20 protein-coding genes are annotated in these 24,282 nt (G+C 40.8%); 5 read left to right on the top strand and 15 right to left on the bottom strand.

Features of this window, described 5'->3' with window-relative positions:
* Position 1: 1 nt before the first annotated feature.
* Together RI844_RS12950 and nagA are read left to right on the top strand one after the other, a co-directional pair.
* Positions 2 to 961 carry an ROK family protein gene (locus RI844_RS12950; protein ID WP_348395090.1) on the top strand — a complete coding sequence of 320 codons (960 nt, stop codon included), beginning with the start codon at positions 2 to 4 and terminating at the stop codon, positions 959 to 961.
* Positions 948 to 2,123, top strand: a complete 1,176-nt coding sequence (gene nagA / locus RI844_RS12955; protein ID WP_348395091.1) for an N-acetylglucosamine-6-phosphate deacetylase — start codon at positions 948 to 950, stop codon at positions 2,121 to 2,123. Before RI844_RS12950 ends, nagA begins: the two co-directional genes overlap by 14 nt.
* Positions 2,124 to 2,491: 368 nt before the next feature.
* On the opposite strand, the gene RI844_RS12960 is transcribed toward nagA, so the two are convergent.
* The 3 genes from RI844_RS12960 to RI844_RS12970 form a co-directional block, all read right to left on the bottom strand.
* Positions 2,492 to 3,376, bottom strand: a complete 885-nt coding sequence (locus RI844_RS12960; RefSeq protein WP_348395092.1) for a DUF4861 family protein — start codon at positions 3,374 to 3,376, stop codon at positions 2,492 to 2,494.
* A 202-nt stretch (positions 3,377 to 3,578) separates the two neighbouring features.
* Positions 3,579 to 5,150: a sulfatase family protein gene (locus tag RI844_RS12965; protein WP_348395093.1), complete on the bottom strand. Its 1,572-nt coding sequence runs from the start codon at positions 5,148 to 5,150 to the stop codon at positions 3,579 to 3,581.
* A 504-nt stretch (positions 5,151 to 5,654) separates the two neighbouring features.
* Positions 5,655 to 6,590: a sugar kinase gene (locus RI844_RS12970; RefSeq protein WP_348395094.1), complete on the bottom strand. Its 936-nt coding sequence runs from the start codon at positions 6,588 to 6,590 to the stop codon at positions 5,655 to 5,657.
* A 273-nt stretch (positions 6,591 to 6,863) separates the two neighbouring features.
* Between RI844_RS12970 and RI844_RS12975 the strand changes: the two genes are divergently transcribed.
* Positions 6,864 to 7,613: a FadR/GntR family transcriptional regulator gene (locus RI844_RS12975; RefSeq protein WP_348395095.1), complete on the top strand. Its 750-nt coding sequence runs from the start codon at positions 6,864 to 6,866 to the stop codon at positions 7,611 to 7,613.
* Between the two features lie 315 nt (positions 7,614 to 7,928).
* Here the strand turns inward: RI844_RS12975 and RI844_RS12980 are convergent, their stop codons facing one another.
* The 5 genes from RI844_RS12980 to kduD all read right to left on the bottom strand — a co-directional run bounded on the left by RI844_RS12980 (position 7,929) and on the right by kduD (position 12,538).
* The gene (locus RI844_RS12980) at positions 7,929 to 9,230 is read right to left on the bottom strand and encodes a TRAP transporter large permease (RefSeq protein WP_348395096.1); all 1,302 of its coding nucleotides are present in this window, start codon (positions 9,228 to 9,230) and stop codon (positions 7,929 to 7,931) included.
* Positions 9,230 to 9,724, bottom strand: a complete 495-nt coding sequence (locus RI844_RS12985) for a TRAP transporter small permease (protein ID WP_348395097.1) — start codon at positions 9,722 to 9,724, stop codon at positions 9,230 to 9,232. Before RI844_RS12985 ends, RI844_RS12980 begins: the two co-directional genes overlap by 1 nt.
* Positions 9,717 to 10,715 carry a TRAP transporter substrate-binding protein gene (locus RI844_RS12990; protein ID WP_348395098.1) on the bottom strand — a complete coding sequence of 333 codons (999 nt, stop codon included), beginning with the start codon at positions 10,713 to 10,715 and terminating at the stop codon, positions 9,717 to 9,719. Before RI844_RS12990 ends, RI844_RS12985 begins: the two co-directional genes overlap by 8 nt.
* A 157-nt stretch (positions 10,716 to 10,872) precedes the next feature.
* Entirely contained in the window at positions 10,873 to 11,715 is an 843-nt protein-coding gene (gene kduI / locus RI844_RS12995; RefSeq protein ID WP_348395099.1) for a 5-dehydro-4-deoxy-D-glucuronate isomerase, read from the bottom strand.
* Positions 11,716 to 11,761: 46 nt separating this feature from the next.
* Positions 11,762 to 12,538 (bottom strand): 2-dehydro-3-deoxy-D-gluconate 5-dehydrogenase KduD, encoded by a 777-nt coding sequence (gene kduD / locus RI844_RS13000; protein ID WP_348395100.1) that lies wholly within the window; start codon positions 12,536 to 12,538, stop codon positions 11,762 to 11,764.
* Between the two features lie 1,034 nt (positions 12,539 to 13,572).
* Here kduD and RI844_RS13005 point away from each other — a divergent pair.
* Positions 13,573 to 14,787, top strand: a complete 1,215-nt coding sequence (locus RI844_RS13005) for a M14 family metallopeptidase (protein ID WP_348395101.1) — start codon at positions 13,573 to 13,575, stop codon at positions 14,785 to 14,787.
* Between the two features lie 304 nt (positions 14,788 to 15,091).
* Here the strand turns inward: RI844_RS13005 and RI844_RS13010 are convergent, their stop codons facing one another.
* The 4 genes from RI844_RS13010 to RI844_RS13025 all read right to left on the bottom strand — a co-directional run bounded on the left by RI844_RS13010 (position 15,092) and on the right by RI844_RS13025 (position 19,149).
* Positions 15,092 to 16,351: an aspartyl protease family protein gene (locus tag RI844_RS13010; protein WP_348395102.1), complete on the bottom strand. Its 1,260-nt coding sequence runs from the start codon at positions 16,349 to 16,351 to the stop codon at positions 15,092 to 15,094.
* A 582-nt stretch (positions 16,352 to 16,933) separates the two neighbouring features.
* Complete coding sequence (locus RI844_RS13015; RefSeq protein ID WP_348395103.1) at positions 16,934 to 18,124, bottom strand: BaiN/RdsA family NAD(P)/FAD-dependent oxidoreductase; 1,191 nt, start codon at positions 18,122 to 18,124, stop codon at positions 16,934 to 16,936.
* The gene (gene ftnA, locus RI844_RS13020; RefSeq protein ID WP_348395104.1) at positions 18,125 to 18,652 is read right to left on the bottom strand and encodes a non-heme ferritin; all 528 of its coding nucleotides are present in this window, start codon (positions 18,650 to 18,652) and stop codon (positions 18,125 to 18,127) included.
* 23 nt (positions 18,653 to 18,675) lie between these two features.
* The gene (locus RI844_RS13025) at positions 18,676 to 19,149 is read right to left on the bottom strand and encodes a peroxiredoxin (RefSeq protein WP_348395105.1); all 474 of its coding nucleotides are present in this window, start codon (positions 19,147 to 19,149) and stop codon (positions 18,676 to 18,678) included.
* Between the two features lie 145 nt (positions 19,150 to 19,294).
* On the opposite strand from RI844_RS13025, the gene RI844_RS13030 reads away from it, so the two are divergent.
* The gene (locus RI844_RS13030; protein ID WP_348395106.1) at positions 19,295 to 19,783 is read left to right on the top strand and encodes a LabA-like NYN domain-containing protein; all 489 of its coding nucleotides are present in this window, start codon (positions 19,295 to 19,297) and stop codon (positions 19,781 to 19,783) included.
* 23 nt (positions 19,784 to 19,806) lie between these two features.
* Here RI844_RS13030 and ilvA read toward each other — a convergent pair whose 3' ends face one another.
* The 3 genes from ilvA to RI844_RS13045 all read right to left on the bottom strand — a co-directional run bounded on the left by ilvA (position 19,807) and on the right by RI844_RS13045 (position 24,229).
* Complete coding sequence (gene ilvA / locus RI844_RS13035; protein WP_348398353.1) at positions 19,807 to 21,327, bottom strand: threonine ammonia-lyase, biosynthetic; 1,521 nt, start codon at positions 21,325 to 21,327, stop codon at positions 19,807 to 19,809.
* Between the two features lie 69 nt (positions 21,328 to 21,396).
* On the bottom strand, positions 21,397 to 23,256 hold the full coding sequence (gene ilvD / locus RI844_RS13040) for a dihydroxy-acid dehydratase (protein WP_348395107.1): 1,860 nt from the start codon (positions 23,254 to 23,256) through the stop codon (positions 21,397 to 21,399).
* Between the two features lie 46 nt (positions 23,257 to 23,302).
* Positions 23,303 to 24,229 carry a branched-chain amino acid transaminase gene (locus RI844_RS13045; protein WP_348395108.1) on the bottom strand — a complete coding sequence of 309 codons (927 nt, stop codon included), beginning with the start codon at positions 24,227 to 24,229 and terminating at the stop codon, positions 23,303 to 23,305.
* Positions 24,230 to 24,282: the final 53 nt, after the last annotated feature.

Raw genomic sequence — 24,282 nt, forward strand, 5'->3', positions numbered from 1 at the left:
TATGTCACATCCAAAAAACATACCGCCTTCTGCCGTTCACTATGGCATTGACATAGGGGGGACTAAAATTGAGATAGGAATTTTCAACGCCGAATTAGCCATGATCGACAGCTGGCGAGTGGCTACACCAACAACAAACTACGATGAATTTCTTGCTGCGCTCTGCGAGTTAATCTTCACTGCAGACAATAAAACAGGCCAACAAGGCAGCATCGGCATCGGCATGCCCGGTATTATCGATAATAAGAACCAGGTGAAATCGGCCAATGTGCCTTGCGCTACCGGAAAATCTATCACTGCCGATTTGCAAAAGTTAATCGGCCGAGATATCGCCATTGCCAACGATTGCCGCCTGTTTACCCTGTCTGAGAGTTATGGTGGTGCAGGAGATAAGCAGAGTGTGGTTTATGGTGCCATCATCGGCACAGGCGCCGGCGGTGGCCTTTGCCTAAATGGTAAATTACTCCAAACAGTGAATAACATTGCCGGTGAATATGGCCATGTCGCGGTATCGGGACTGCTTCTCGAGCGCTATAACCTGCCCGTTAGAGGCTGTGGTTGTGGTTTAACCGGTTGCATTGAAAGCTATATTGCCGGTCCTGGGCTGGGCTGGCTTTATCAGCATTTTGGTGCCAATAATGACAGCACTACCGATTTTGTTGACCAGTTAAAAGCCAATGATGCCATCGCTGAAAAAACATTCCACTGTTATATGGATCTGTTAGGTTCAGCTTTTGCATCCTTAGTAATGTCTTATGATCCGAACGTGATTATCGTCGGCGGTGGGCTATCAAAAATTGACGAAATTCTCGATGCCCTGCCGGATGCAACCAACAAGCATTTATTCACCGGTATCCGTGCTCCAGCGATAAAACGTGCCACATTTGGTGATTCCAGCGGTGTGCGCGGAGCTGCCATCTTAGGAAGTCAAGAGTTAGGAAATCAATATGTCGTTAACTAAGCGTTACTATTTACACGCCAAACAGGTTTTTGCAGAACATGATGTCTTGCATAGCCATTATGTGTTGATTGAAAATGGCAAGATTTCAGCGCTAACTGCCACTGCAGAAAGCGGAATTGAAGTCATCGACTTAGGTCAAAATCGTCTACTTCCTGGTTTTCTCGATTTGCATATCCATGGCAGGGAAGGCTGCGATATTATGGATGCAAAACGCGAATCCATTGAAGTAATTTCAACATCACTGGCAAAACATGGTGTGGTGGGGTTTCTCGGTACGACAGTTACCTCGACTTGGGACAATACTCTAGCTGCCTTTACAACGATTGGTCAGGCATACCATGATCAGCCCGGCGGTGCACAAGTGCTAGGGGCTTATAATGAAGGCTTATTTTTTACCGAAGATCACAAAGGTGCCCATGATGAAAAATACTTTTTGCCATTAAGCAAAGACAATATCAATGCCATCATTGAAGCCTCACAAGGTGCCTTAAAAGTGATGGCGCTCGCACCTGAGTTACCCGATTCAGAAGCCATCATTAAATATTTAGCTTCACAAAGCATTCGTCCCATGCTGGGCCATACCAATGCCGATTATCAGCAAACCTGTAACGCACTCCACGCCGGAGCGTGTGGTGGTGTTCATGTCTTTAACGGCATGAAAGGAATCCACCATAGAGATCCAGGATGTGCCGGTGCGGTTTTAATGGAAAAAGATGCCTATGTCGAAGTGATCGCTGATGGCGTACATTTACATCCGGTTATTTTACAGATGATTTACCGCTTAAAAGGGCATAAAAAGATGGGTTTAATCAGCGACTGTATTGTTGCTGGAGGCTTATCTGATGGGACTTACCGCTTAGGTATGCTTGAGGTCACCGTTGATAATGGCGTTGCCCGAACCGATAGTGGCTCACTAGCTGGCAGTACTCTCACTTTAGAGCGAGCAGTTGCCAATTTAATCAACCTAGCCAATATACCGGCGCTGGAAGCGGTACATATGGCAAGCTTAGTACCGGCTCAATTTTTAGGGTTAGGAGATTCATTAGGCAGTATCGTTGCAGGAAAACGCGCTTGCCTGACCGTTGTTGATGATGCCTATAACGTTCAGGCAACCATTATTGATGGTCAGTTCGTTTATCAAAGCCGTAAGTTCTTAGCGTAATTAATCTTGTTTTGGCGTCAGCATAGCAGGTAGCAGCAATCGGCATAAGGGATGAATTGAATATATACTTATGCCGATTGTTATCATATACAACAATAACTCTCTTTTAACTTAAACCTACTGATGATAAACCGTTTAATATTTCTCCTGCGCTACACATCCCCCTTAATATCCTAAATCATGTAGTAGCGCGCACGAAAGATATTGGCGTAGCTGAACCGGAAAAGGTTTATATGCTAAGATGAATGGCGAGAAATTAATAAATTATCCGGCTATATGCAGAGTATTTAGATTGGTTAACCCCATCCTTGGGAGTAGAACCGAATTATTAACTCAGGCTTATTAAACCGTTAATGTATAGATGTTTTTTATTTAACTGTATTGTATTGTTGTAAATATTCGTGCCAAGCTTGCTTCGATGTTATTTGATTTGCTCTTTCCCATGCATATCCAGCCTGGTAACGAAACTTTCCATATTCGTCAGTATGTGAAACCAACCAAATATGACTTTGATCTTTTTCTTCACTCGCCTGATGGATGATTTCATCGACTAAATTAGGTGCCACCATAGCGCCGGTCCCCAAATGAAAATCACCTATTTTTTCCCAAGTGGCGATCCAGGCAGATTGTTGCTCAGAAGAGACACTGGCGGCACCATCATGAGTCGATAAACCAATGGCAATACTCAAATGCTTTGCCGGCAGGTTATTGAGTAGAAACATCGATTCTACCGCAAACAGTTGCGAGCCTAATGCCAGGCTGACCCGTTTGGTTTCCTTGATCTGGCCCAAATCAGTTTGCCAGGCGTAATCGAGCTCAAAGCTAACTTGCTGCTTACTATTTTCGATAATACGCCAGGCTTTAAATGTTCCTGCTGCCTGCGGCTTTCCTTCTAACCAAATAGCTGTACCACCACAGCCGCGGGTAGTACCGGTGTGATAAGGGTCATAGCCTTCGCCTCGATCAACATGGTAACTAATTTTGTTTTGGAAATTGTCATACCATTTATCAAGAATGGAATAATTGACTCTTTTTAACCAGCAATCTACGCCACTGGCAGGTCCGGTAGATTTTGAGGATGGCCCATACATGCGAAAGGCAACCAGATCATTCTCCCAGGCAAAGTCATCTTCACGTTCAGGCACAAATTTGGCGTAAGCTTTCACTTCACTATGTTCAGCTTGTTGTTGATTTGAGCATCCCGCAGATAGCACTACGGAGGTAAAAAGGCTGAGCAATAATATATTTTTCAAGATGGTACTCTCTCTAGTTAACCTAAAATTATGGTTACCTTGCTTCTCAACATGGCTGCGAACAAACAAGTACTACTACCAATATTTGCTTGCTGGCGGTAACCCCTTTTCTGTTTTATGACCTCTAAATAAAGTTTTTTACGATCCACAGCGTTCTGCATAGAACTTGATGAGTTTCCTCATTTAGCGAATAATTTATCCTTTAGTTATCAGTAGTTCTAAAACCTTTTGCAATAAACTCATCGGCTTTACGCTGCAAAGAAATAACCAATTTAGGGTTAGATGCCGCGACATTATTTTTCTCACCAAGGTCTATCGCAAGATTGTAGAGCTGAGGCTCTTTAGAATAGCCCATTTCAATGTCTTTATTAGATAACCATGCTGGCAATATTTTATCTGTAGGGATCGGTATAATATATTTCCACTGATTTTTTCTTAATGACAAGGTACCAACAGACTCCTCAATCATATAGTCTCTCGCTGTTGTGGTTTTACCTAACCAAGCATCCATTAAATTTTGACTATCAATTGCTTCATCGCTTGCCAATTCTATCCCTAATAAGCTTGCCATTGATGCATAAATATCAACTTGTGAGATCAAGGCATCACTCACCAAAGCTTTAGTTTTTCCTGACCAATAAACAATCATTGGCATGCGTGTTCCACCTTCGAAGGCACTGTATTTTCCCCCCTTAAGCGGACCTGATGGCCGATGCTTACCTAACATTTCAAGCGCCTTATCGTCATAACCATCGTCTAACACAGGTCCATTATCACTGGTAAACATCACCAGAGTGTTTTCTAATAAATCTTGTATTTTTAGCTCTTTCATAACTTCGCCAACCATCCAGTCCATTTGCACAATGGCGTCTCCACGAGGGCCCATCATGCTTTTTCCTTTAAATCTAGGATTTGGTACACGTGGCACATGAATATCGTGAAATGAGTGAAATAGAAAGAAAGGATTTTTCTTATTTTTGCGAATAAACTCAACAGCTTTTGAAGTAAAAACATCGGGGAATTGCTCATCAATCCATAAAGCGTTTTCCCCACCACTCATAGTGCCAATACGACTAATACCGTTAATGATAGTTTGACTATGCTGTTTATCCGCTTTGAATTTTAATAATTCAGGATGATCAATTCCCGTAGGTCGATCTCCTACTTTTTCACTATAACTGACTTCAATGGGATCTTTTAAATCTAGATTAACGACATGGTGGTTTTCTAAATATACTGTAGGCACACGGTCACCTGTAGCAGGCAACAAGAAGCTATAGTCAAAACCGATTTCAAGTGGCCCTGGTTTTACTGCTTTGTTCCAATCGACAAAACCATCACCTAAACCCAAATGCCATTTACCGACAACCCCTGTGGTGTACCCAGCCTTTTTTAATAATCTTGGTAATGTTGGTTTTCCTGGAGGGATCAGTGCTGGTGCATCACCTGGTAAAATAGCCGCATTACTACGAAAGCCATGCTCCCCTGTTAGCAGAGAGTAACGAGATGGTGTACATGTTGCGGCAGTACTATGTGCGTCAGTAAACTTAACACCTTTACTTGCCAGTGAATCGATATTAGGCGTATTTACACCTGCAGCACCGTAGGAGGAGACGTCTCCATAACCTAGATCATCGATGTAAAATATGATCAAATTGGGCTTCCCCCTCGTTGAAGCACTGCTATCTAAATCGCGCTTCTCGGTTGCATTGTCTTTATTGCAAGCTGTTAATAAAATAACTAAACAGCCGAAAAATACCTTTACAAATTTCATCAATTTCAATCCTCTCTTACTTAATAACTAACAGGTTTCTCTTATCATTTCTTGTCGGCATATATCGCTAGCACAATAGTTCTTTTCAATATCCGACACGGAGAAGTCTGATGTCATATAAGCATATCACCATAATTAAACATTTAAAAGTAATTAATCCTGCGTCTTTAAGCTCTTTCAACAAAACAAAATACGAAGACATTTTCCGCAAAATGAAGACGCGCTTAGCCGGAGCGCATTAATTGATGCGGTGCAACCAAATGGTAAACTCGGCTGGGTACAGCAAATCGGAAATGCTCCTGATAATGGATCAAAGGATGACACTCAAATCTATGCCGTTGGTGATTTTTTGCTTACTGGCAGTGAAGTTTATAAATTATCTGAAGATTGATTATTCAGCTCAAAGGAGTGACTTTTTAGGTTCAACAGAACAGAACAGAACGCTTGAGAGTATATTGCCAATTTATTAAAAGAAAGGCTTATTTATCGCTGTTATTTAAGTCATTATTTCAAATTTAACATAAAGTCGGAAAAAACGGGAGCTGCCACAATCGCGCCTTTGTGCTGAATAACCAAACCCGAGACTTTACATCCAAGCTTAACTGCTTCAACCACACTTTGGCCTTTAGAGCGGGCAGATAAATAACCGGCGTTAAATGAATCACCGGCAGAAGTACTATCAACCACTTGCTTAACTGGGGTTACTGCAACTAAATCCTGCTCGTTGTCATAAAGACACATCACCCCTTGCGCACCATTTTTAATGATTAATTCGTCAATCTCATACGAACTTAAATACAGGCTAATTTGCTGGTAGGAATTAAAGCCATTTAGCAATTCAAAATCTTCTACGCCAGCAAAAACGATATTGCTATACTTTAGCGCTTGTTCGTATTGCTCTATCGCATCTTCCTGACTTTGCCATAAACGCGGGCGATAATTTGAATCGAAGACAATGTCTACCCCTGAACTTTGCAAATCTTGTAGCAATTGCCAAAACAACTCTCGCTCTTCCGGTTCGATTATTGCCAGTGATATGCCAGAGAAATAAAAGGTATTGGTGTTGGCTAATAGTTGTGCCCGGCTATCTTCACTAAGGAAAGACAAAGTTCGTTTAGCGGCGGACGTTTCGCGCCAATAAACAAAGCTACGCTCTCCTTCTGCTGATATGTTAATTAAATACGCGCCAAGGATGCGATCGGCAACCGTTTGCACCAGATCAATATTAAGCTGTTCGCTGGTAAACCTTGTAAGCATTTGCTCGCTTAAAGAGTCATTGCCAATGCCCGTTAAAATTGACACTTGGCTGTCATCCCCGTTTAAACGCTTCAAATAGACGGCAGTGTTGTATATGTCGCCGGCAAATGATTGCCGATAGTCGCCACTGGACATAGGTGAAAATTCAACCATACACTCACCCATGACAACAAAATTGGACATAAATTTACACCTCTAAATTCGATAGATAAAACATGTTAACTTATAAGACATCATACAAGATATAATAAAAAGGTGCTAGTTTATTATCTGGTTATTACTCTATGGCTGCAGCGTTTTTTCGACTCGCAAGGGCAAAATCTGCTGAAAAGGCTAGCTAAGTGTTAGTTTTTTGTTAAAGTATTTCAATATATTATATTGTAATGGCGATGTTAGCTGTATTGTTGTAGTATGGTTATCAGACATCAGTTCTAAATGGAAATAAAGGGATTAATCATGACCGAAATGCAATTTGCCGTTGGCCAACTTCAAAACTCGCGCAGCCTTACCAATGAGCTTGTTGAGTCTTTACGTGAACAAATCGTTGGCGGAAAAATGCAACCAGGCACTAAATTACCCGCAGCTAAAGTCATTGAAGAACAAGCTGGCGTTAGTCGCAGCGTGGTACGAGAAGCCATAGCAGCACTAAAAGCCGAAGGTTTAATTATCAGTCGTCAGGGGGTCGGAGTTTTTGTTGCGAATTCAACTCCGAAAAAGACCTTCGAAATTGAAGAAGAAGAATTTAACTCTGTTGATGACGCCATTAAAATATTGGAGCTGCGTATTGCAGTTGAAGTAGAGATGTCGGTCATGGCGGCGAGCAACCGCAGTGTAAAACAGATGAAAACAATTTGGAAATGTTTAGATAATTTCGATAAACAAATCGAAGCGGGTAACGATGCAGTAAAAGAAGACTTTTTATTCCATTTAGCCATTGCTGATGCATCAGGCAACCCTTATTTTTCCCGCTTTATTGAATACATCGGCTCAGGTGTGATCCCTTCACGAGAAATCATAACCAATAATGAGCGTTCTTATGAACCAAGCAATTATTTAGCGCTGATCCAACAAGAGCACCGTAATATCGCTCAGGCGATTGAAGACAAAGATATCGAAGCCGCAAGACTTGCCACTCGCGAGCATCTTGGTAATAGTCGTGAACGTCATATTAAAATTGCTAAACGATTCAAAAAGAACAAAAAATAACAACTAATTCACTCTACAAGCTACCCTGCTTTTAGGGTAAAAATACAAGGTCACAACAATTATGTTGTGACCTTTTTTGTTTGCCCTGTCCTGATACTACTTTATCCCTATCTGTATATGCACAGAGTTGACTACATACTTACTGCATAATGGTATTAGATTTGAAGAACTAAACTTGGACTAAGTACTAAGTTGCAAGATTGGTCAGTAGGTAAAATAACGAGTCCATTATCTAATTCATTAATACATTAGATAATGAACTTGCTATAGATGATGTAAAAGCCTATACCAAATCCGTCAATGTTGGGCTTGGTATTATTTCATTAAGCCCATTGCTTGCGGTAACCACTCGCTAATGGCGGGTATGAAGGTGACCAGCATTAACACGGCTATCATGGCAAAATACAATGGGATCATCGGTTTAATGATCTTCTCAATGGAAGTCTTGGCCACCGAGCAACTGACGAATAAGACTGATCCTACTGGTGGTGAGCATAAACCAATAGAAAGGTTTAGTACCATCATGATACCAAAATGAATAGGTGAAACGCCGATGCTTTCTGCTACCGGTAAGAAAATTGGCGTAAATATTAATACTGCAGGAGTCATATCCATAAAAGCGCCAACGACAATTAATATCAAATTAATAATCAGCAAAATCAATAATGGATTTTCACTCAAGGCCAACATAGTATCAGTGATCGCCTGAGGAATATTCTCGTATGATAATATCCAGGACATCGCCGACGAGCTGGCGATTAAAAACATCACTATGGCGGTAATTCCCACTGATTTTAACAGGATATCGGGCAGTTGCCTTACCCTTACTTCTTTATATAGCACGATTGATAAAAACATCGAATACAGCACGGCAATGACGCCGGCTTCGGTCGCGGTAAATACGCCGGCAACAATGCCACCAATTACGATGATAATTAATAGCAAACTCGGTATCGCCGCTGCCACTTTGGTCACTACGGTTTTTAACGGTAATACTGGCTCGGTAGGAAAATTATGCTTTTTCGCATAAACCACACAAACTAGCATTAAGGCCAAAGCCACTAATAGACCAGGCAAATAACCGGCGATAAATAACGCCGAAATAGACACGCCGCCACTAGCTATAGCATAAATAATGAGTATATTGCTGGGCGGAATGATCATTCCAGTAGTTGCTGCAGTTGCCGTAACAGCAGCCGCAAAGTTACGCTCATAACCTTTTTTTTCCATCTCTGGGATCATGAAGCTGCCAATAGCGCTGGTTGCCGCCACTGCAGAGCCCGATATACCACCGAACAAGGTACACGAAAGCACATTCACTAATGCCAAACCACCCGGTAACATGCCGATTAGCGCCATTGCGCACTCAATCAACCGTCTTGCGATACCTCCCTGCCCCATGATCAGGCCTGAGAGGACAAAAAATGGAATCGCTAATAAAGCAAAGCTATTTAATCCCCCCGCCATGCGTTGAGCAACTGTAGTTATCGCAGGTACAAAGTCGATGCTATACAGCATAGTCGCTAAGGTGGCGATACCAATACTAAAAGAAATGGGTACGTTTAATGCCAACAAAACAAAAAATGTAACGACCAAAATTAAGGCACTGACTTCCATTAGTGAACCTCCTTCTGTAGCATTCTTTGCTGCCAAGTTGTGACCAATTCATTTAAGGCAGACAGACTCATTAGCACGCCGGATAATGGCAATACCATGTAGACATAGCCCATATGAATGCCTAACGCGGCAGAAATTTGCACAGGATTAAAGGTCAATATCACCAAGTTAATGCCGCCCAAAAACAATACAGACACTGAAAATGCTAGTACCAGAAAATGACACAATAATTGCGTTGCCAGCTCTTGTTTTGGTTGCATTTTTTTAACCAAGACATCGAGCCCTAAATGCATTTTCATTCGATAACTATAAACGGCGCCGAGCAAAGAAATCCAAATCAATAAAAAGCGGGCTATTTCTTCTGAGCCAGAACTTGGTGATTGCAATAAATACCGCGACAGCACTTGCCACAACACCGCCAAAATGATGGTACTGATCATTGCAATCAGGCTTAACTGCAATAGTTTATCGATGGCTGAAATTATTTTATTCATTGCTTGTACCTGCTTTAGGTTTGCTGACAGATATGCGTTCCAGGTAATCGCCAACCAAAGTATTGTTAAACGACTGATGGAATGGCACTACGGCCTCAAAAAACGGGGTTTTATCGGGATAAATAACTTCTACTCCAGCCGCTTTTACCGCGGCTAAGGCTTCAGTTTCGGCCTTAAGCCATAATGATTTTTGCAGCTGAACGGCATCATTCATCGCTTGCTTCAACCACTGTCTCTGCTGCATAGTTAATGAGTCCAGCACATGCTTAGAGCTCACTACCACATCGGGTACCGAAGTATGTTCATTCAAAGAATAATAAGGGCAAATTTCATAGTGACGCGACAGGTAATAACTTGGTGGATTATTTTCGGCACCGTCAACCACACCTTGTTGTAATGCGGCATATAGTTCTCCCCAAGAAATCGGAGTGGCGGCACCGCCAAAGGCTGAAATCATTTTGACTGCGGTTTGGCTGTTCATTACTCGAATTTTTTTACCCTCTACATCGGCTGGCGAATTCACCATTTCATCACAGGTATAAAAACTGCGACTACCGGCGTCAAAATAACCAAGTCCGCGCAGATGAGCTTGTTCGAGAGAGGCTAAGATGTCTTCGCCAATATCGCTTTGTAACACCTGCCAGCGATGATCTCGACTGCTAAAAATATAAGGTAAGCTGAATACTTTCATATCAGCAACAAAGCTTTCCAGTGCGGCGGCGGATACTTTAGTCATGGCAAGGCTGCCTATTTGTAGCAGCTCAACCATTTCCCGTTCCGAGCCAAGCTGGCCATTAGGGTACAATTTTAACGTTAAATTACCATCCGAATAGTGCTCAAGCTGCGCCGCCATATGCAGTAACGACTTATGCACGGCATGCTTGGTATCTAATGTGTGACCAACCCGGAGCACGGTTTTGTCGTTTTCAGAGCTACAGCCAACTAGCGTGAGTAGACACAAGGACAATAGCAGTTTATTTTTTAAAGACATTAGCTGTACTTCCTATCATTAAATCATCACTCATAGACATCGGCTTCACAGAATTATTAACACTGTAAGGTATTCACCGTTGAGATTAAATCAATAAAAATCTTTAATGTATGGACGAAATAAAATGCCGTGATTTATCACGGCATTTCAGGGTTAATTATCTTAATTCAGCCGGGCTGTATTTATCCATATCGTCATAGTCCAAATTTTCACCGGCCATGCCCCAAATAAACGAATAATTTGACGTACCTGAGCCACTATGAATTGACCAGGCAGGGGAGATAATCGCCTGCTGATTTGTTACCCAAATATGGCGTGTTTCTTTCGGCTCTCCCATAAAGTGACATACCGCTTGCTCTTCGGCGACATCGAAATATAAATATGCTTCAATGCGACGGTCATGTTGATGCGCTGGCATGGTATTCCAGACACTACCTGGTTTTAACATGGTTAAGCCCATTTGTAGCTGACAAGTTTCCACCACACCATTGATGATCAACTGATAAATGGTCCGCTCATTAGAAGTTTCCAGCGAACCTAGTTCAAGCACTTTTGCGTTGTCTCGGTTCACTTTTTTGGTCGGGTATGAGCAATGCGCAGGTGCTGAATTTAAGTAAAATTTAGCTGGTTTATTGCTATTCTCACTACCAAAGATCACATTTTTGCTTCCGGCACCTACGTAAAGTGCTTCTTTATTTTCCAGCGTATAAACTTGTCCATCAACCTCCACAACACCAGTGTCGCCAATATTGATAATACCCAACTCACGTCGATCTAAAAAGTTTTGTGCTTTTAACGGATCAATGCTGTCTAACGCCAGTACCGAGTCTACTGGTACCGCACCACCAACGATATAGCGATCGTAGTGGGTATAGGTTAAATTGATCTGGTTATCGGTAAACAAATCGGCCAATAAAAATGCGTCTCTGATCTCATCGGTATCAAATTTCTTGGCTTCATTTTGCCCTACGGCATAACGGGTTTTATAATTTATTGTCATCTTATTCACTCACATCTTAAACTTTTTCATTTATTGTCGGTTTGGACTATCTGGCTAACCAGCCACCATCTACGGCAAGTACATGACCATTGACATAATCACTGGCCGCGCTGGCTAAAAATACTGCGGCGCCTACTAATTGCTCAGGTTCGCCCCAGTTACTGGCTGGAATACGTTTCTCAATTTCGGCATTGCGAACCGGGTCATCCTGTAACGCCTGAGTGTTATCGGTTTTAAAATAGCCGGGAGCGATGGCATTAATTTGTACGTTTTTACTCGCCCATTCATTAGCTAATGCCTTAGTGACTCCTACCACAGCATGTTTACTCGCAGTGTAGGCTGGCACAGTTATGCCACCGGTGTAGGACAGCATTGACGCAATGTTGATAATCTTGCCTTCGCCGCGCTTTAACATACCCTTGCCTAATTGCTGACAGAGTAAAAACGTCGCATTCAAATTGACATTAATCACTTGCTGCCAGTCACTTAATGGAAAATCAACCGCAGGCGCCCTGGCAATGGTGCCACCGGCATTAACCAAAATGTCGATTTGACCGGTAAAGCTTTCAGCCGTCTCGGCCATCGCCAGTACAGAGCTCGCATCAGATAAATCTGCGGCTACTTCGAACGCTAGTTGTCCACATTGCTCAATTTTTTCACGAGTTTGTTTAGTGCCACCATTGGCTGAACTAGAACAAACGACTGTCGCGCCTGCTTGCGCTAGACCGATTGCCAATGCCTGCCCTAAACCTCGGCTAGCACCTGTAACTAATGCCGTTTTATCTTTTAGCGTAAATAATTCTTTGTTTGGGTCATTGCTCATAATTAGCCTTGATGTTGTTATAACCTTTTTAATTAACTTTAAGATATCATCTTGTATGTTGTCATACAAGTGATATGTTAAAATAAGATATCTATGTTTGAATCCTTGTGAATTTCTATCTTATTATTGATATAGGAAAGGTTTTGTTTGCTCGCTTAACTGGTAATTAGAAACTTGTCGAGTGCCAAAGAGCTGAAATCGCAATAGCGAAATCCGTAGAACCTGAATCAGATTAGTATCTTCGAAAGGAACAGGTAACTGGTATAACCCGAATGGTAATTTAAGTACTGAAGACTCTGAAACAAAGCTACTGGCCGATTTTATATAAGCCAAGATGAAACACTGCAGTTGTAGTATAATTGGCAATTTTGGATATTAGTCTTGACCACGTCGTACAATTAATTAGGCCAATAAGTGCAACTTTCAGAACCTAGAAAGCTGCCCGAAATGAACCGGTTTTCGTAACGGAACCCTCGATCATTAAATAAAAATTCAGCTCCAATTTATACCTGCTCAGTGATTGTTTGGATCATAAATTTCTCCATTCTTAGGTCAGCTGTCTATCCTATAGCTGACAATCATAGCAATGGTGCCTCGACTTCCGCTCAGCGAAGTTTTCTGACTAGACAGTTCATGCGACAAAACGGGAATGATAATTTGCAAATAATGAGCCATAAAATGCTCGGTTTAGACTACAACAGCCGTTAGCTTTAATTTTTCAATTCTACCTATGCCAATTATCGCCCTTGGTTGATTAATACTAAGGCACAAATTAAGCCACTATTCTTAGATCTCATATAGTATGAGCAATAACCAGAGGCTATAACTCTCCAAAAAAAACATATTGGCAAACCTTTTACTACCAACCTAGTATAAAACAGTAGAAAATAGTAAAGTCAATTTTGATTACATTTCTATGAGCCACCCAAACGCTTTAGCCTTAAGATATAAAAATGAAGTGATTATTAACCCCGACGTTGAAAATTCTTAAATGAGATATGAAACAGATAAGTCTTACATGTAAAAATAAAATTATGTTTATAAAAATTCCATTTTTATGTTTTTTGCTGTTAGCCGTAGTCAGCTCTTTAAGCGTAACGGATGCCAAGGCACACAATGCCCCAGAAAGGAAACAATTACGAAAATTGTCTCACTTCAATAAAGAAGGCGTATACTTCAGCAATTTAGCCAACGGCACCCGGTTGAATAAGGTTACGAAACTTTCCCGTGAGCATTATGAAATAACCATTAGTTCTGAATTTATACCCACCAATTCTAGTTCTTTTTTTGCTTTTCAACTTTGGGCTGATGAGAAAAAGACGATTAAGATAAGTTTGAAGTACACCGAGTACAAACACAGATACATTCCAAAATTAAGTGAAGATGGTTTAATTTGGCGACCAATTAAGGGATTGATTCTGAGCGAAAGTGACACTACTGCAACGTTCGATATTACATTGTCTTCAAAAAAACTGTGGTTGTCAGCTCAAGAAATAGAATCGTCTGAACATACTTATGAATGGCTAGACAAATTTATATCAAATAAATCTTACATTCGAAAACATTCAGTTGGTAAAACAGTCTTAAAGCAAGATTTGTTCGTGGTTTCTTCTGAACAGGAAAGTGTAAAGCCTAGTGTAGTATTAATTGCGAGACAACACCCACCAGAAATTCCAGGGGGAGTCATTGCTTTTAAGGCGTTTTTTGAGGAAGTCATGGGTGTCTCTAATCTAGCCCAGAACTTTAGAAAAGAGTTTAACATTTACGCCTTTCCTCTTCTAAATCCTGATGGCGCGGATAACGGTAATTGGCGTCACAACTCAAACGGGAAAGATCTAAACCGTGATTGGGAAGCGTTCACTCAACCAGAAACCCTCGCTGTTAAAAATTTTGTCATAGAAAAAGTTAAACAAGAAAATAAAAGTATATGGTTCGGTATCGACTTTCATACTTCATACAATGGACCTTATTTACTGATTTTGAATGAAGAAAATGAGCAAATGGCAAAAACACGGATCATTCCTCGCTTGATTAACAATATCAATGATCAAACACCGATATTTAACCAATATCGTAGAAGGGATCAAGATCTACCTTATTGCTATAACTGGTTTTATAAGGCTTTTGGTTCGGAGGCTATAACCTATGAAGAAGGGGACGAAACGGACCGCAGTATTATAAAAGCTAGAGCCAGGTTATACGCAAAATCATTAATGCAACAAATGTTATTGGAATTAAAACTTAAATAAAGCTCATTGCCGAACAACACTTTTTAACTGCCCTCATCCTTAGGTCAGCTGTTTATTCTACAGCTGACAATCATAATGATTATGGTCCTGCTTCCGCTTAGCGAAGCTTTCTGACATGACTGTTGATGCGACAAAGCGGTCTAAGTCTAGGAGTCAAAACCATTTAAGAAGATGATCACTTTGTAAAGGAAAGCAGAGATGAATCTTCTAATCACCACCCCTCTGCTTACCTCTCTTAAAACTGTATTTAAAAACTAGATATTCTAGAAATAAATGGTTATTTTTCTATCAGTTTAATTTTCTTCTACTGCTTAAGTCGTGACGCTAAAACTAAATCATCACATATCTCTGTACTATTAGATAACCAGCAGAGCTTTATTCTTTGCAGGTTTGAAGCCAAAGTTGAAGTTAATGTCGAGAATCCCTCTGGAGTTATTTTCTTACCGTTATAACTCGTAATAATATCGCCTGTTTTTAAACCTAAGTTGTCAGCACCTGTTTTAGCGGAGACATCATTTACGATTGCCCCCAACTTATGAGGCATTAGTCTTAAACCACTTTTATCCAAATTAATCGGGCGATCAAAATTCTGGTTAGGTTTAATAAATAGTTGCTCATTGCGGTAATCAAAAATAATATTGAAATGCTTAAGAAACTGATTACCTAGCAATTCACTATTTTCGACGTCTTTATTGCTCGACATATTAAATAGAACAGGCACATTGTTTTTACTATAACGTCCTAATGATAGTGATTTACTATTAGACACATGCACAGTGCTATAGCCATTTAGTCCTTGAATTCTTGATGGATAATAAGGTGCCAAATAATTTTCATGCTGCGCTTGAACTATTTCAAAAGTACCAGAAAAACCAGTATCGATAAGTAGCTTTAAAGGCGTTACTTGTTTCGTGCTTAGCTGTGCATCAACGGAGACATAGGACATACCGCCTTCGATTGATATTGGTAACGGGTGCCAACTTTTATCATGTTCTATCTCTGCTTTAGCATAATCAGTCTGCTCCGACAGGGTAATTATCGCTTTATCGTAATCAACTTTGATGGCAAATCTTTTTAAAAAGTCATAACCAATAATGCCGTCAAAGAAAACGGAATCACGATCCTTAAAAAAAGGGACAGAGCTAACGGGGAGGTGAATAATAGTTTGCTCTATTAATTCAATATCGCCTAGAGTTACATTTATATTTGGCACTACATTGGCGATTGATTGAAAGCTTTCACCACCACCAGAGATGTCTAATTTAGTGTCTGATTTTAACTCTAATGAATGAGTATCGTTACTTTCTAAAATAACAGTAGCTGCAGCTCCTGTGTCGAAAACAAAATTCAGTGGTTCACTTCCATTTATACTGACCGGCACAATGATCAAATCAGAAACCAAGGTAAACGGTATCTGTGTGGTGTTGCTATTACTGAGCCACTTATGTGTCGAAGTGGCGTTGGCATAAGTGAATTTTGCGGCTTGAAATAATTGGCAACCACTTAATGCTGCGGTAATAAGCGCAATAACTAATAAATTGAACAATCCAGGTTTTAATTTCATCACTTTACTTTTTTTGTTGCAGAGAATGAACTATAGGAAGCTATTACCATGCCAATATAATTAAGTGAATAAAATCAATGCAATACAGTTTCTGAGCCATGCATATGTGTGGCTAATGTTCGGTTTTGTTGTTGACCTGTTCGATAATGGCCCGTTCAACTTTACGATCATATATATTTATGAAAGAGGCTATGCAGCTGCCTAAATTTCAAAAATCCGCTGGACTCTTAGGTTGAAAGTAATTTTATTAATTAGTGCCCACAAAAGTAATGACTGCTATCAAGCCAACAACAGAAGTTTACTCTGAGCTGCTACTCAATTCAGCTTTGCGAAGTTTGCAGTCATCCCATAGTTAAACATTGTAATAATTTCATTTCCGGTTTGTGGCATATCTTGACCTAACCAATTGTACGACTAGGTCAAAACTGATAGGTAAAAGTGTCAGCTCAAATATGAGCTGCTACATTTGAATATATGGGCGAATTGTAATAAAGCTTATTTCTAATAATTGATTTTTGTCTAATTTTATAATTACAATAAATTCAAACTAATTATTAAGAGTTCAATGTTTATTAATTCCAACTAAACAACTTGCCCTGCCGCCCAGCCGCTCGACCAGGCCCATTGGAAATTGTAACCACCAAGCCAGCCGGTTACGTCGGCTACTTCACCAATAAAATATAAGCCAGAGGCCTTTTTACTTTCCATGGTTTTTGAGGATAGTTCGTCAGTATCGACGCCGCCTAAAGTGACCTCAGCAGTACGATAACCTTCGGTGCCATTAGGTTTTATTTGCCAATGATGAAAGTAATTAGCAATGTCTTTAAACTCATGATGGTTTAATTGATTCATTGGTTTATCTGGCAGTTCCTCTGCGTCATATAAACGTTCAATTAATCGCTTAGGCAACAAGTGGCTTAACACTGTTTTTAATGCTCGTTGTGGGCTTTCTTGGCGAATATCTTGCAGTCGCTGCTCTAAATCAAAATCAGGAATTAAATTGATACTCACTGATTGGCCAGCTTGCCAAAACGATGAAATTTGTAAAATTGCCGGGCCAGATAAGCCACGATGGGTAAATAAGATGTTTTCTCGAAAGCTAGTGCCATCTTCACTGCTAACAATGCTGTCGACACTGATGCCTGATAAGCCATCGAAGCGTTGCTTGTCTTGCTCATGCAAAGTAAAAGGCACTAAGGCTGCACATGTTGGTAAAACCTTTAAACCAAACTGCTCGGCAATTTTATAACCAATTGGGGTTGCACCAAGCTTCGGCATGGTTAATCCACCAGCAGCAACAACTAATGACTGACAGTGAAAATCTTTGCCATTAGTGGTAACAATATAACCATCATCAGTCTTGTTTACTTTATGCACTTCAGATTGAAGGTGAATACTTACTCCGGCCCAGTCGCACTCAGTTAAAAGCATATCAACAATATTATGTGCCGAGTCATCACAAAATAGCTGGCCTAAAGTTTTATGATGATATTCAACACCATGGCGTTCAACCATATCGATAAAATCGTATTGGGTGTAACGGCTCAGCGCCGACTTTACAAAGTGGGGATTAGTACAAAGGTAGTTATCCGGCTCGGCATTTTGATTGGTAAAATTACAACGACCGCCACCACTAATGATGATTTTTCGGCCGGGCTTTTTACCCATATCAACTACCGCAACGCTGCGGCCACGGTAGCCGGCATTAATAGCACACATTAGGCCGGCAGCGCCGGCGCCAATAACAACTACATCTACTTTTTCAAGTGCCATTTACATGCCTGGTTCAGGTACTGCTGAAGTTGAGCCTTGCTTAGCCATTTCAGCTAAATCCTTATCAACAAAGAATAATGCGTGACCATCGTTACCAACCAATTCAATTTTATCAATGATGCTTTTAAACAACGTTTCTTCTTCATGTTGTTCAGAAACAAACCATTGTAAAAAGTTAAAGGTTGAATAGTCTTGGTTTGTAAAAGCAAAATGCGCTAATGAGTTAATTTTCTCAGTAATTAAACACTCATGCTCATAAGTCGCCTGAAATACATCAACAAGAGATTTAAATTCATGCGGCGGAGCTTCGATAGCACCTAAAATTGGCATCGCGCCAGTTTCACTAACATAAGTGAAAAGACGGTTCATATGTTGCATTTCTTCAATAGCATGCTTATGCATGAATGCCGCAGCACCTTCAAAGCCTTTGTCTTCACACCAGGCACTCATTTGCAGGTACAAATTTGATGAATAAAATTCTAAATTAATTTGGCTGTTTAATTGCTGAACCATTTCTTTTTTTAACATAATAATCTCTTTACTATTTTTTATTAAAGTACGGCAAGTATGCTTTCAGCGGTACTTACTTCAAATTCTTTCGGTGCTTCTACATGAAGATGCGTAACAACACCGTTCTCAATTACCATGGCGTAACGTTGAGAACGCAAACCGCCAAAGCTTGCTGTATCCATTGTTAAGCCTAATGATTTGGTAAAGCTACCATCGCCATCAGCTAACATCATTAAGTGCTCAGCATTTTGAGCATTTCCCCATGCTTCCATTACAAAGGCATCATTTACCGATAAACATATAATTTGATCTACACCTTTGGCTTTAAATGCATCAAAGTTAACCACATAGCCAGGTAAGTGAGATACTGAACATGTTGGCGTAAATGCCCCCGGCACCGCAAACATCACTGTTTTTTTATTGGCAAATAATTCATCGCTGTTGTGATTTTCCATACCGCTAGCAGTGAGCTGTTGTAATGTGCCTGCTGGAATAGTGTCGTTTACTTTTATCATGAGAAACCTTTCTACTGTGTTATGAAGATGGGTATTGATTCAATTTTTTACATCAAGATTATAAGACGAATATTGTCATTTGTCTGAATTAATGTAATTAATCGCGTAAACTAATAGCAAAATAACTTTATAGATTAAATATTTCATGCCTGAAGCCTCTGGAAAAACCGTAGCAATTTTCGTCGATGTGCAAAACATTTATTATACCTGTCGCCAAGGGTTTAATCGCAGCTTTGACTACAATACGTTTTGGGCTTATGCCGGTGCTAATCATCAAATTATTAAGGCTAATGCCTATGCCATAGATTCAGGCAACGAAAAGCAGCGACAATTTCAAAACATTCTTCGGGCTATTGGTTTTGAGGTAAAACTTAAACCTTACATTCAGCGTAAAGACGGTAGTGCCAAAGGTGATTGGGATGTTGGCATAACATTAGATGCCATTGAATATGGGCCAAAAGCAGATAAAGTCATTTTATTGTCAGGCGATGGGGATTTTGATTTACTGGTAAATAAACTGCGCAGTAAATACAAATGCGAAGTTGAAGTAGTAGGAGTTGAACAATTGACAGCCAACTCACTACTAATAGCGTGTGATAAATTTACCCCTATCAAAGCCGATTTATTACTGTAGTTGCTATTTATCCCGAACTCAGTCTATTTACTCAAGAATGCCTGATAAGCTGGGTTATCAGTTTCTTCTTTATAGTTGAAACCTAAATCTTTTATGTGACGGAAAAATGCCAACTGATTTTCATTGTTCACTTCAATTCCGGCCAGAACTTGACCAAAGGCTGCGCCATGGTTTCGATAATGAAATAGCGATATATTCCACAGCTCACCCAAGGTATCTAAAAACTTCTCTAACGCACCTGGATATTCTGGAAATTCGAATCTAAATAATCGTTCATTTTGTGGTGCTGTCGCTTGCCCGCCAATCATATAACGTACATGCAGTTTAGCCAGTTCATTATCGGTAAAGTCACTGACTTGGTAGCCTTGCTCAGTTAAGTGCTGAATAAGCTGTTCAAGCTCAGCCTTACCTTCACTCAAACGCACACCAACGAAGATGTGTGCTTGTGATGCATCGGCATATCGATAATTAAATTCAGTGATCGCCTTGCCATTCAGAGACTGACAAAAACGGCGGAAACTGCCCTTTTCTTCTGGAATAACGACAGAGAGCACCGCTTCTTTTTGTTCACCTAACTCACAACGCTCTGAAACATAACGCAGTGAATGAAAATTCATATTAGCGCCAGACAGTACTGCCGCTAACTTTTCATTGCCAGAACTGGTTTGGCAATATTTAGTCAACCCGGCCAAAGATAAAGCTCCGGCGGGCTCGGCAATAACTCGAGTTTGCTCAAAAATATCTTTTATGGATGCGCAAATCTCATCACTGGAAACAGTAATAACTTCATCACAAAAATTCTTAATAAGCGAAAAGGTATTACTGCCAATACGCTTTACTGCCACACCATCAGCAAATAGGCCTACATGGTCTAAATCAACCGGTTTTCCAGCTACCATTGCCGCGGCTAGACACGCTGAATCTTCAGCTTCAACACCAATAACTTTAGTGTTTGGTGATAACTGCTTTAAATAAACCGCCATCCCGGCAAGCAGACCTCCGCCACCAACAGGAATAAAGACAACATCAGCATTGGGTAATTGTTGCATTAATTCTTTGGCAACAGTTCCTTGTCCGGCAATCACATCTGGATCATCAAATGGGTGAATAATAGTTTTATTTTCTTGCTCAGCATATTCCATTGAGGCCTGCTGAGCTTCGTTAAAACTTTTACCAACTAAACGTACTTCCGCGCCAAAGCGGCGAACATTGTCGACTTTGATATCAGGCGTAGTGATAGGCATAAAAATAGTGGCTTTGATGCCTAGCTTTTTAGCCGCTAACGCTAAACCTTGCGCATGATTTCCTGCAGATGCGGCAATAACACCATGCTGGCTTTGCTCTTTCGGCAATTGCGCAAGCTTATTATAAGCACCGCGCAATTTAAATGAATGAACAGGTTGTTGATCTTCACGCTTCAAATAAATTTCGTTACCAAGTTTGGTAGATAGCTTTGTGCAACTGGTAAGTTCAGTTTCAACGGCAACATCGTAAACAGGAGCCATTAAAATTCGACGTAAATATTCTAAACCAATATCTCTCATCGCCTGTTCTCCTTTTTTAATAAGCGCATCTACCGCAGTATTGGTCGCCATGATTTCACCTATCCAACCTTAATAACCTAGCTGGTCTAGCAATTCACGATTTCTAACCGCACCTTTGTCAGCACTGGTTGCTAACATTGCATAATTCTTTAACGCATAACTAATTGGACGATCTCGATTCACCGGTGTCCAGGCATCTCTACCTTTTGCATCCATCGCCACACGACGTGCTGCAAGAACTTCTTCAGAAAGTTCTAATTTAATCGAACGGTTAGGAATATCGATATGAATAATGTCGCCTTGCTCAACTAAGCCAATAGTTCCACCGGCTGCAGCTTCTGGCGACACATGACCAATTGATAAACCTGACGTACCACCAGAGAAACGACCATCAGTTAACAACGCACATGCCTTACCTAAGCCCATCGATTTTAAATAAGTCGTTGGGTAAAGCATTTCTTGCATACCAGGACCACCTTTAGGGCCTTCATAACGTATAACAACTACTTCGCCAGCCACTACTTTGCCATCTAAAATACCCGCTACGGCAGCATCTTGGCTTTCAAAAATATGTGCCGGACCAGTAAAAGTCAGGTTATCGTCTGACACGCCAGCTGTTTTAACAACACAACCGTCGACAGCAATATTACCTGAGAGTACTGCTAAACCACCTTCTGTAGAAAAAGCATTTTCTAGATTACGAATACAACCATTTTCTCTGTCATCATCTAAGGTATCCCAGCGACAATCTTGGCTAAATGCTTTTGTGGTACGAATACCAGCAGGTCCTGCGCGGTAGAATTTTTTAACGTCTTCATCGTCTGTGACCGTAATATCATATTTAGCAATTACATCAGCTAATGTAGTACCTAATACATTTGGCACATCGGTAGTTAATAAATTAGCGCGTGCTAATTCACCTAAGATAGCGATTACCCCGCCGGCACGATGCACATCTTCCATATGATATTCAGGCGTTGATGGCGCAACTTTACATAACTGCGGCACAATGCGTGATAATTTATCCATGTCCTCCATGGTATAATCTATTTCAGCTTCTTGTGCTGTGGCGAGTAAATGCAAGATGGTATTGGTTGAACCGCCCATCGCAATATCGAGACACATGGCATTTGCAAAAGCAGCTTTATTGGCAATATTACGTGGTAGTGCTGACTCATCGTTATCTTGGTAGTAACGCTTAGTTAATTCAACGATCTGCTTACCGGCCTTTAAGAACAGTTTTTCACGATCGGCATGAGTGGCTAACATAGAGCCGTTACCCGGAAGCGCTAAACCTAATGCTTCGGCTAAACAGTTCATTGAGTTAGCGGTGAACATACCAGAGCATGAACCACAAGTTGGACAGGCTGAACGTTCTACTTGGTCAGATTGTGCGTCAGATACTGTTGGATCGGCACCTTGGATCATCGCATCAACTAAATCGAGTTTAATTATTTGGTCGGAAAGCTTAGTTTTACCGGCTTCCATTGGACCGCCAGAAACAAAAATAACAGGAATGTTAAGGCGCATCGCGGCCATCAACATGCCCGGGGTGATTTTGTCACAGTTTGAAATACATACCATGGCATCAGCGCAATGGGCATTTACCATATATTCTACAGAATCAGCTATAAGATCGCGCGACGGTAAACTGTAAAGCATACCGCTGTGTCCCATAGCAATACCGTCATCAACAGCAATGGTATTAAACTCTTTAGCTACACCACCTGCTTCTTCAATTGCGCCTGCCACTAACTGGCCCATGTCTTTTAAATGTACATGACCAGGAACAAATTGAGTGAATGAATTCACTACAGCAACAATTGGCTTGCCAAAGTCGCCATCTGTCATACCGGTAGCGCGCCATAAAGCACGTGCTCCCGCCATATTACGACCTTGGGTAGACGTTGCTGATTTCAATTTAGGCATTGTATTTCCTTTGTTTCTCTTTAAATTTAAGTGATTATTTAATCGGTTACTTAACTGGATCTAACCAGTTATCTGCAATCTCTGTTGTTCCATCGAACATACCAAAGAATGCATCTTGAATTTTCTTAGTGATTTCACCACGTTTACCACAACCAACTTGCATACCGTCAACAGTACTTACCGGTACAACTTCAGTTGCTGTGCCACACATAAAGAATTCATCGGCAAGGTATAGCGCTTCGCGAGCAATAAGTTCTTCGCGAACTTCATAGCCCATTTGTTTAGCTAAAGTAATTACCGTGTCGCGAGTCAGGCCGGGTAAAATTGAACAAGAACCTGGCGGTGTGTAAATGATACCCTTGCGAATTAAGAATAAGTTTTGACCGGCGCCTTCACTTACATAATTGTTAACATCTAATGCAATACCTTCTGTGTAACCATGACGAGCTGCTTCACGAGAAATTAGTTGCGATGATAAGTAGTTACCGCCGGCTTTAGCGGCAGTAGGGATTGTATTAGGTGCTATGCGATTCCATGAAGAAACACCTACGTTTACACCATTTTCCATAGCATCGGCGCCAAGGTACGCTTCCCAACTGAATGCTGCAACCATTAAGTCAGCTTGTGCATCATCAGCCGGTCGTAAGCCCATACCAATATCACCTAAAAATGCTAAAGGACGTAAATATGCAGAATCTAAACCGTTTTCAGCAACAGAATCTCGACATGCTTGCATTACTTCTTCACGCGTAAAAGGAATGTTCATTCGATAAATTTTCGCCGAATCAAACAAACGATCAATGTGCTCTTCTAAGCGAAATATACAAGTGCCCTTATGGGTTTTATATGCGCGAATACCTTCAAATACAGATGAACCATAATGCAATGCGTGACTCATTACATGTACTGTAGCGTTTTGCCACGGCATTAATTCTCCATTAAACCAAATTTGTTCAGCGTTAACTTTAGCCATTTCTCTTTCCTAATACTTTAATAATTGGTGATATTGCATGCAATAAAACCATA

Origin of the sequence: Thalassotalea fonticola (genome assembly GCF_032911225.1) — a bacterium.
GTDB classification, from domain to species: domain Bacteria; phylum Pseudomonadota; class Gammaproteobacteria; order Enterobacterales; family Alteromonadaceae; genus Thalassotalea_A; species Thalassotalea_A fonticola.

Bases quoted from the DNA above. Each gene is read 5' to 3' on its own strand.
- RI844_RS12950 (WP_348395090.1), top strand. From the start codon at position 2: ATGTCACATCCAAAAAACATACCGCCTTCTGCCGTTCACTATGGCATT.
- nagA (WP_348395091.1), top strand. From the start codon at position 948: ATGTCGTTAACTAAGCGTTACTATTTACACGCCAAACAGGTTTTTGCA.
- RI844_RS12965 (WP_348395093.1), bottom strand. From the start codon at position 5,150: ATGAAATTTGTAAAGGTATTTTTCGGCTGTTTAGTTATTTTATTAACA.
- RI844_RS12970 (WP_348395094.1), bottom strand. From the start codon at position 6,590: ATGTCCAATTTTGTTGTCATGGGTGAGTGTATGGTTGAATTTTCACCT.
- RI844_RS12975 (WP_348395095.1), top strand. From the start codon at position 6,864: ATGACCGAAATGCAATTTGCCGTTGGCCAACTTCAAAACTCGCGCAGC.
- RI844_RS12980 (WP_348395096.1), bottom strand. From the start codon at position 9,230: ATGGAAGTCAGTGCCTTAATTTTGGTCGTTACATTTTTTGTTTTGTTG.
- RI844_RS12985 (WP_348395097.1), bottom strand. From the start codon at position 9,724: ATGAATAAAATAATTTCAGCCATCGATAAACTATTGCAGTTAAGCCTG.
- RI844_RS12990 (WP_348395098.1), bottom strand. From the start codon at position 10,715: ATGTCTTTAAAAAATAAACTGCTATTGTCCTTGTGTCTACTCACGCTA.
- kduI (WP_348395099.1), bottom strand. From the start codon at position 11,715: ATGACAATAAATTATAAAACCCGTTATGCCGTAGGGCAAAATGAAGCC.
- kduD (WP_348395100.1), bottom strand. From the start codon at position 12,538: ATGAGCAATGACCCAAACAAAGAATTATTTACGCTAAAAGATAAAACG.
- RI844_RS13005 (WP_348395101.1), top strand. From the start codon at position 13,573: ATGTTTATAAAAATTCCATTTTTATGTTTTTTGCTGTTAGCCGTAGTC.
- RI844_RS13010 (WP_348395102.1), bottom strand. From the start codon at position 16,351: ATGAAATTAAAACCTGGATTGTTCAATTTATTAGTTATTGCGCTTATT.
- RI844_RS13015 (WP_348395103.1), bottom strand. From the start codon at position 18,124: ATGGCACTTGAAAAAGTAGATGTAGTTGTTATTGGCGCCGGCGCTGCC.
- ftnA (WP_348395104.1), bottom strand. From the start codon at position 18,652: ATGTTAAAAAAAGAAATGGTTCAGCAATTAAACAGCCAAATTAATTTA.
- RI844_RS13025 (WP_348395105.1), bottom strand. From the start codon at position 19,149: ATGATAAAAGTAAACGACACTATTCCAGCAGGCACATTACAACAGCTC.
- RI844_RS13030 (WP_348395106.1), top strand. From the start codon at position 19,295: ATGCCTGAAGCCTCTGGAAAAACCGTAGCAATTTTCGTCGATGTGCAA.
- ilvA (WP_348398353.1), bottom strand. From the start codon at position 21,327: ATGAGAGATATTGGTTTAGAATATTTACGTCGAATTTTAATGGCTCCT.
- ilvD (WP_348395107.1), bottom strand. From the start codon at position 23,256: ATGCCTAAATTGAAATCAGCAACGTCTACCCAAGGTCGTAATATGGCG.
- RI844_RS13045 (WP_348395108.1), bottom strand. From the start codon at position 24,229: ATGGCTAAAGTTAACGCTGAACAAATTTGGTTTAATGGAGAATTAATG.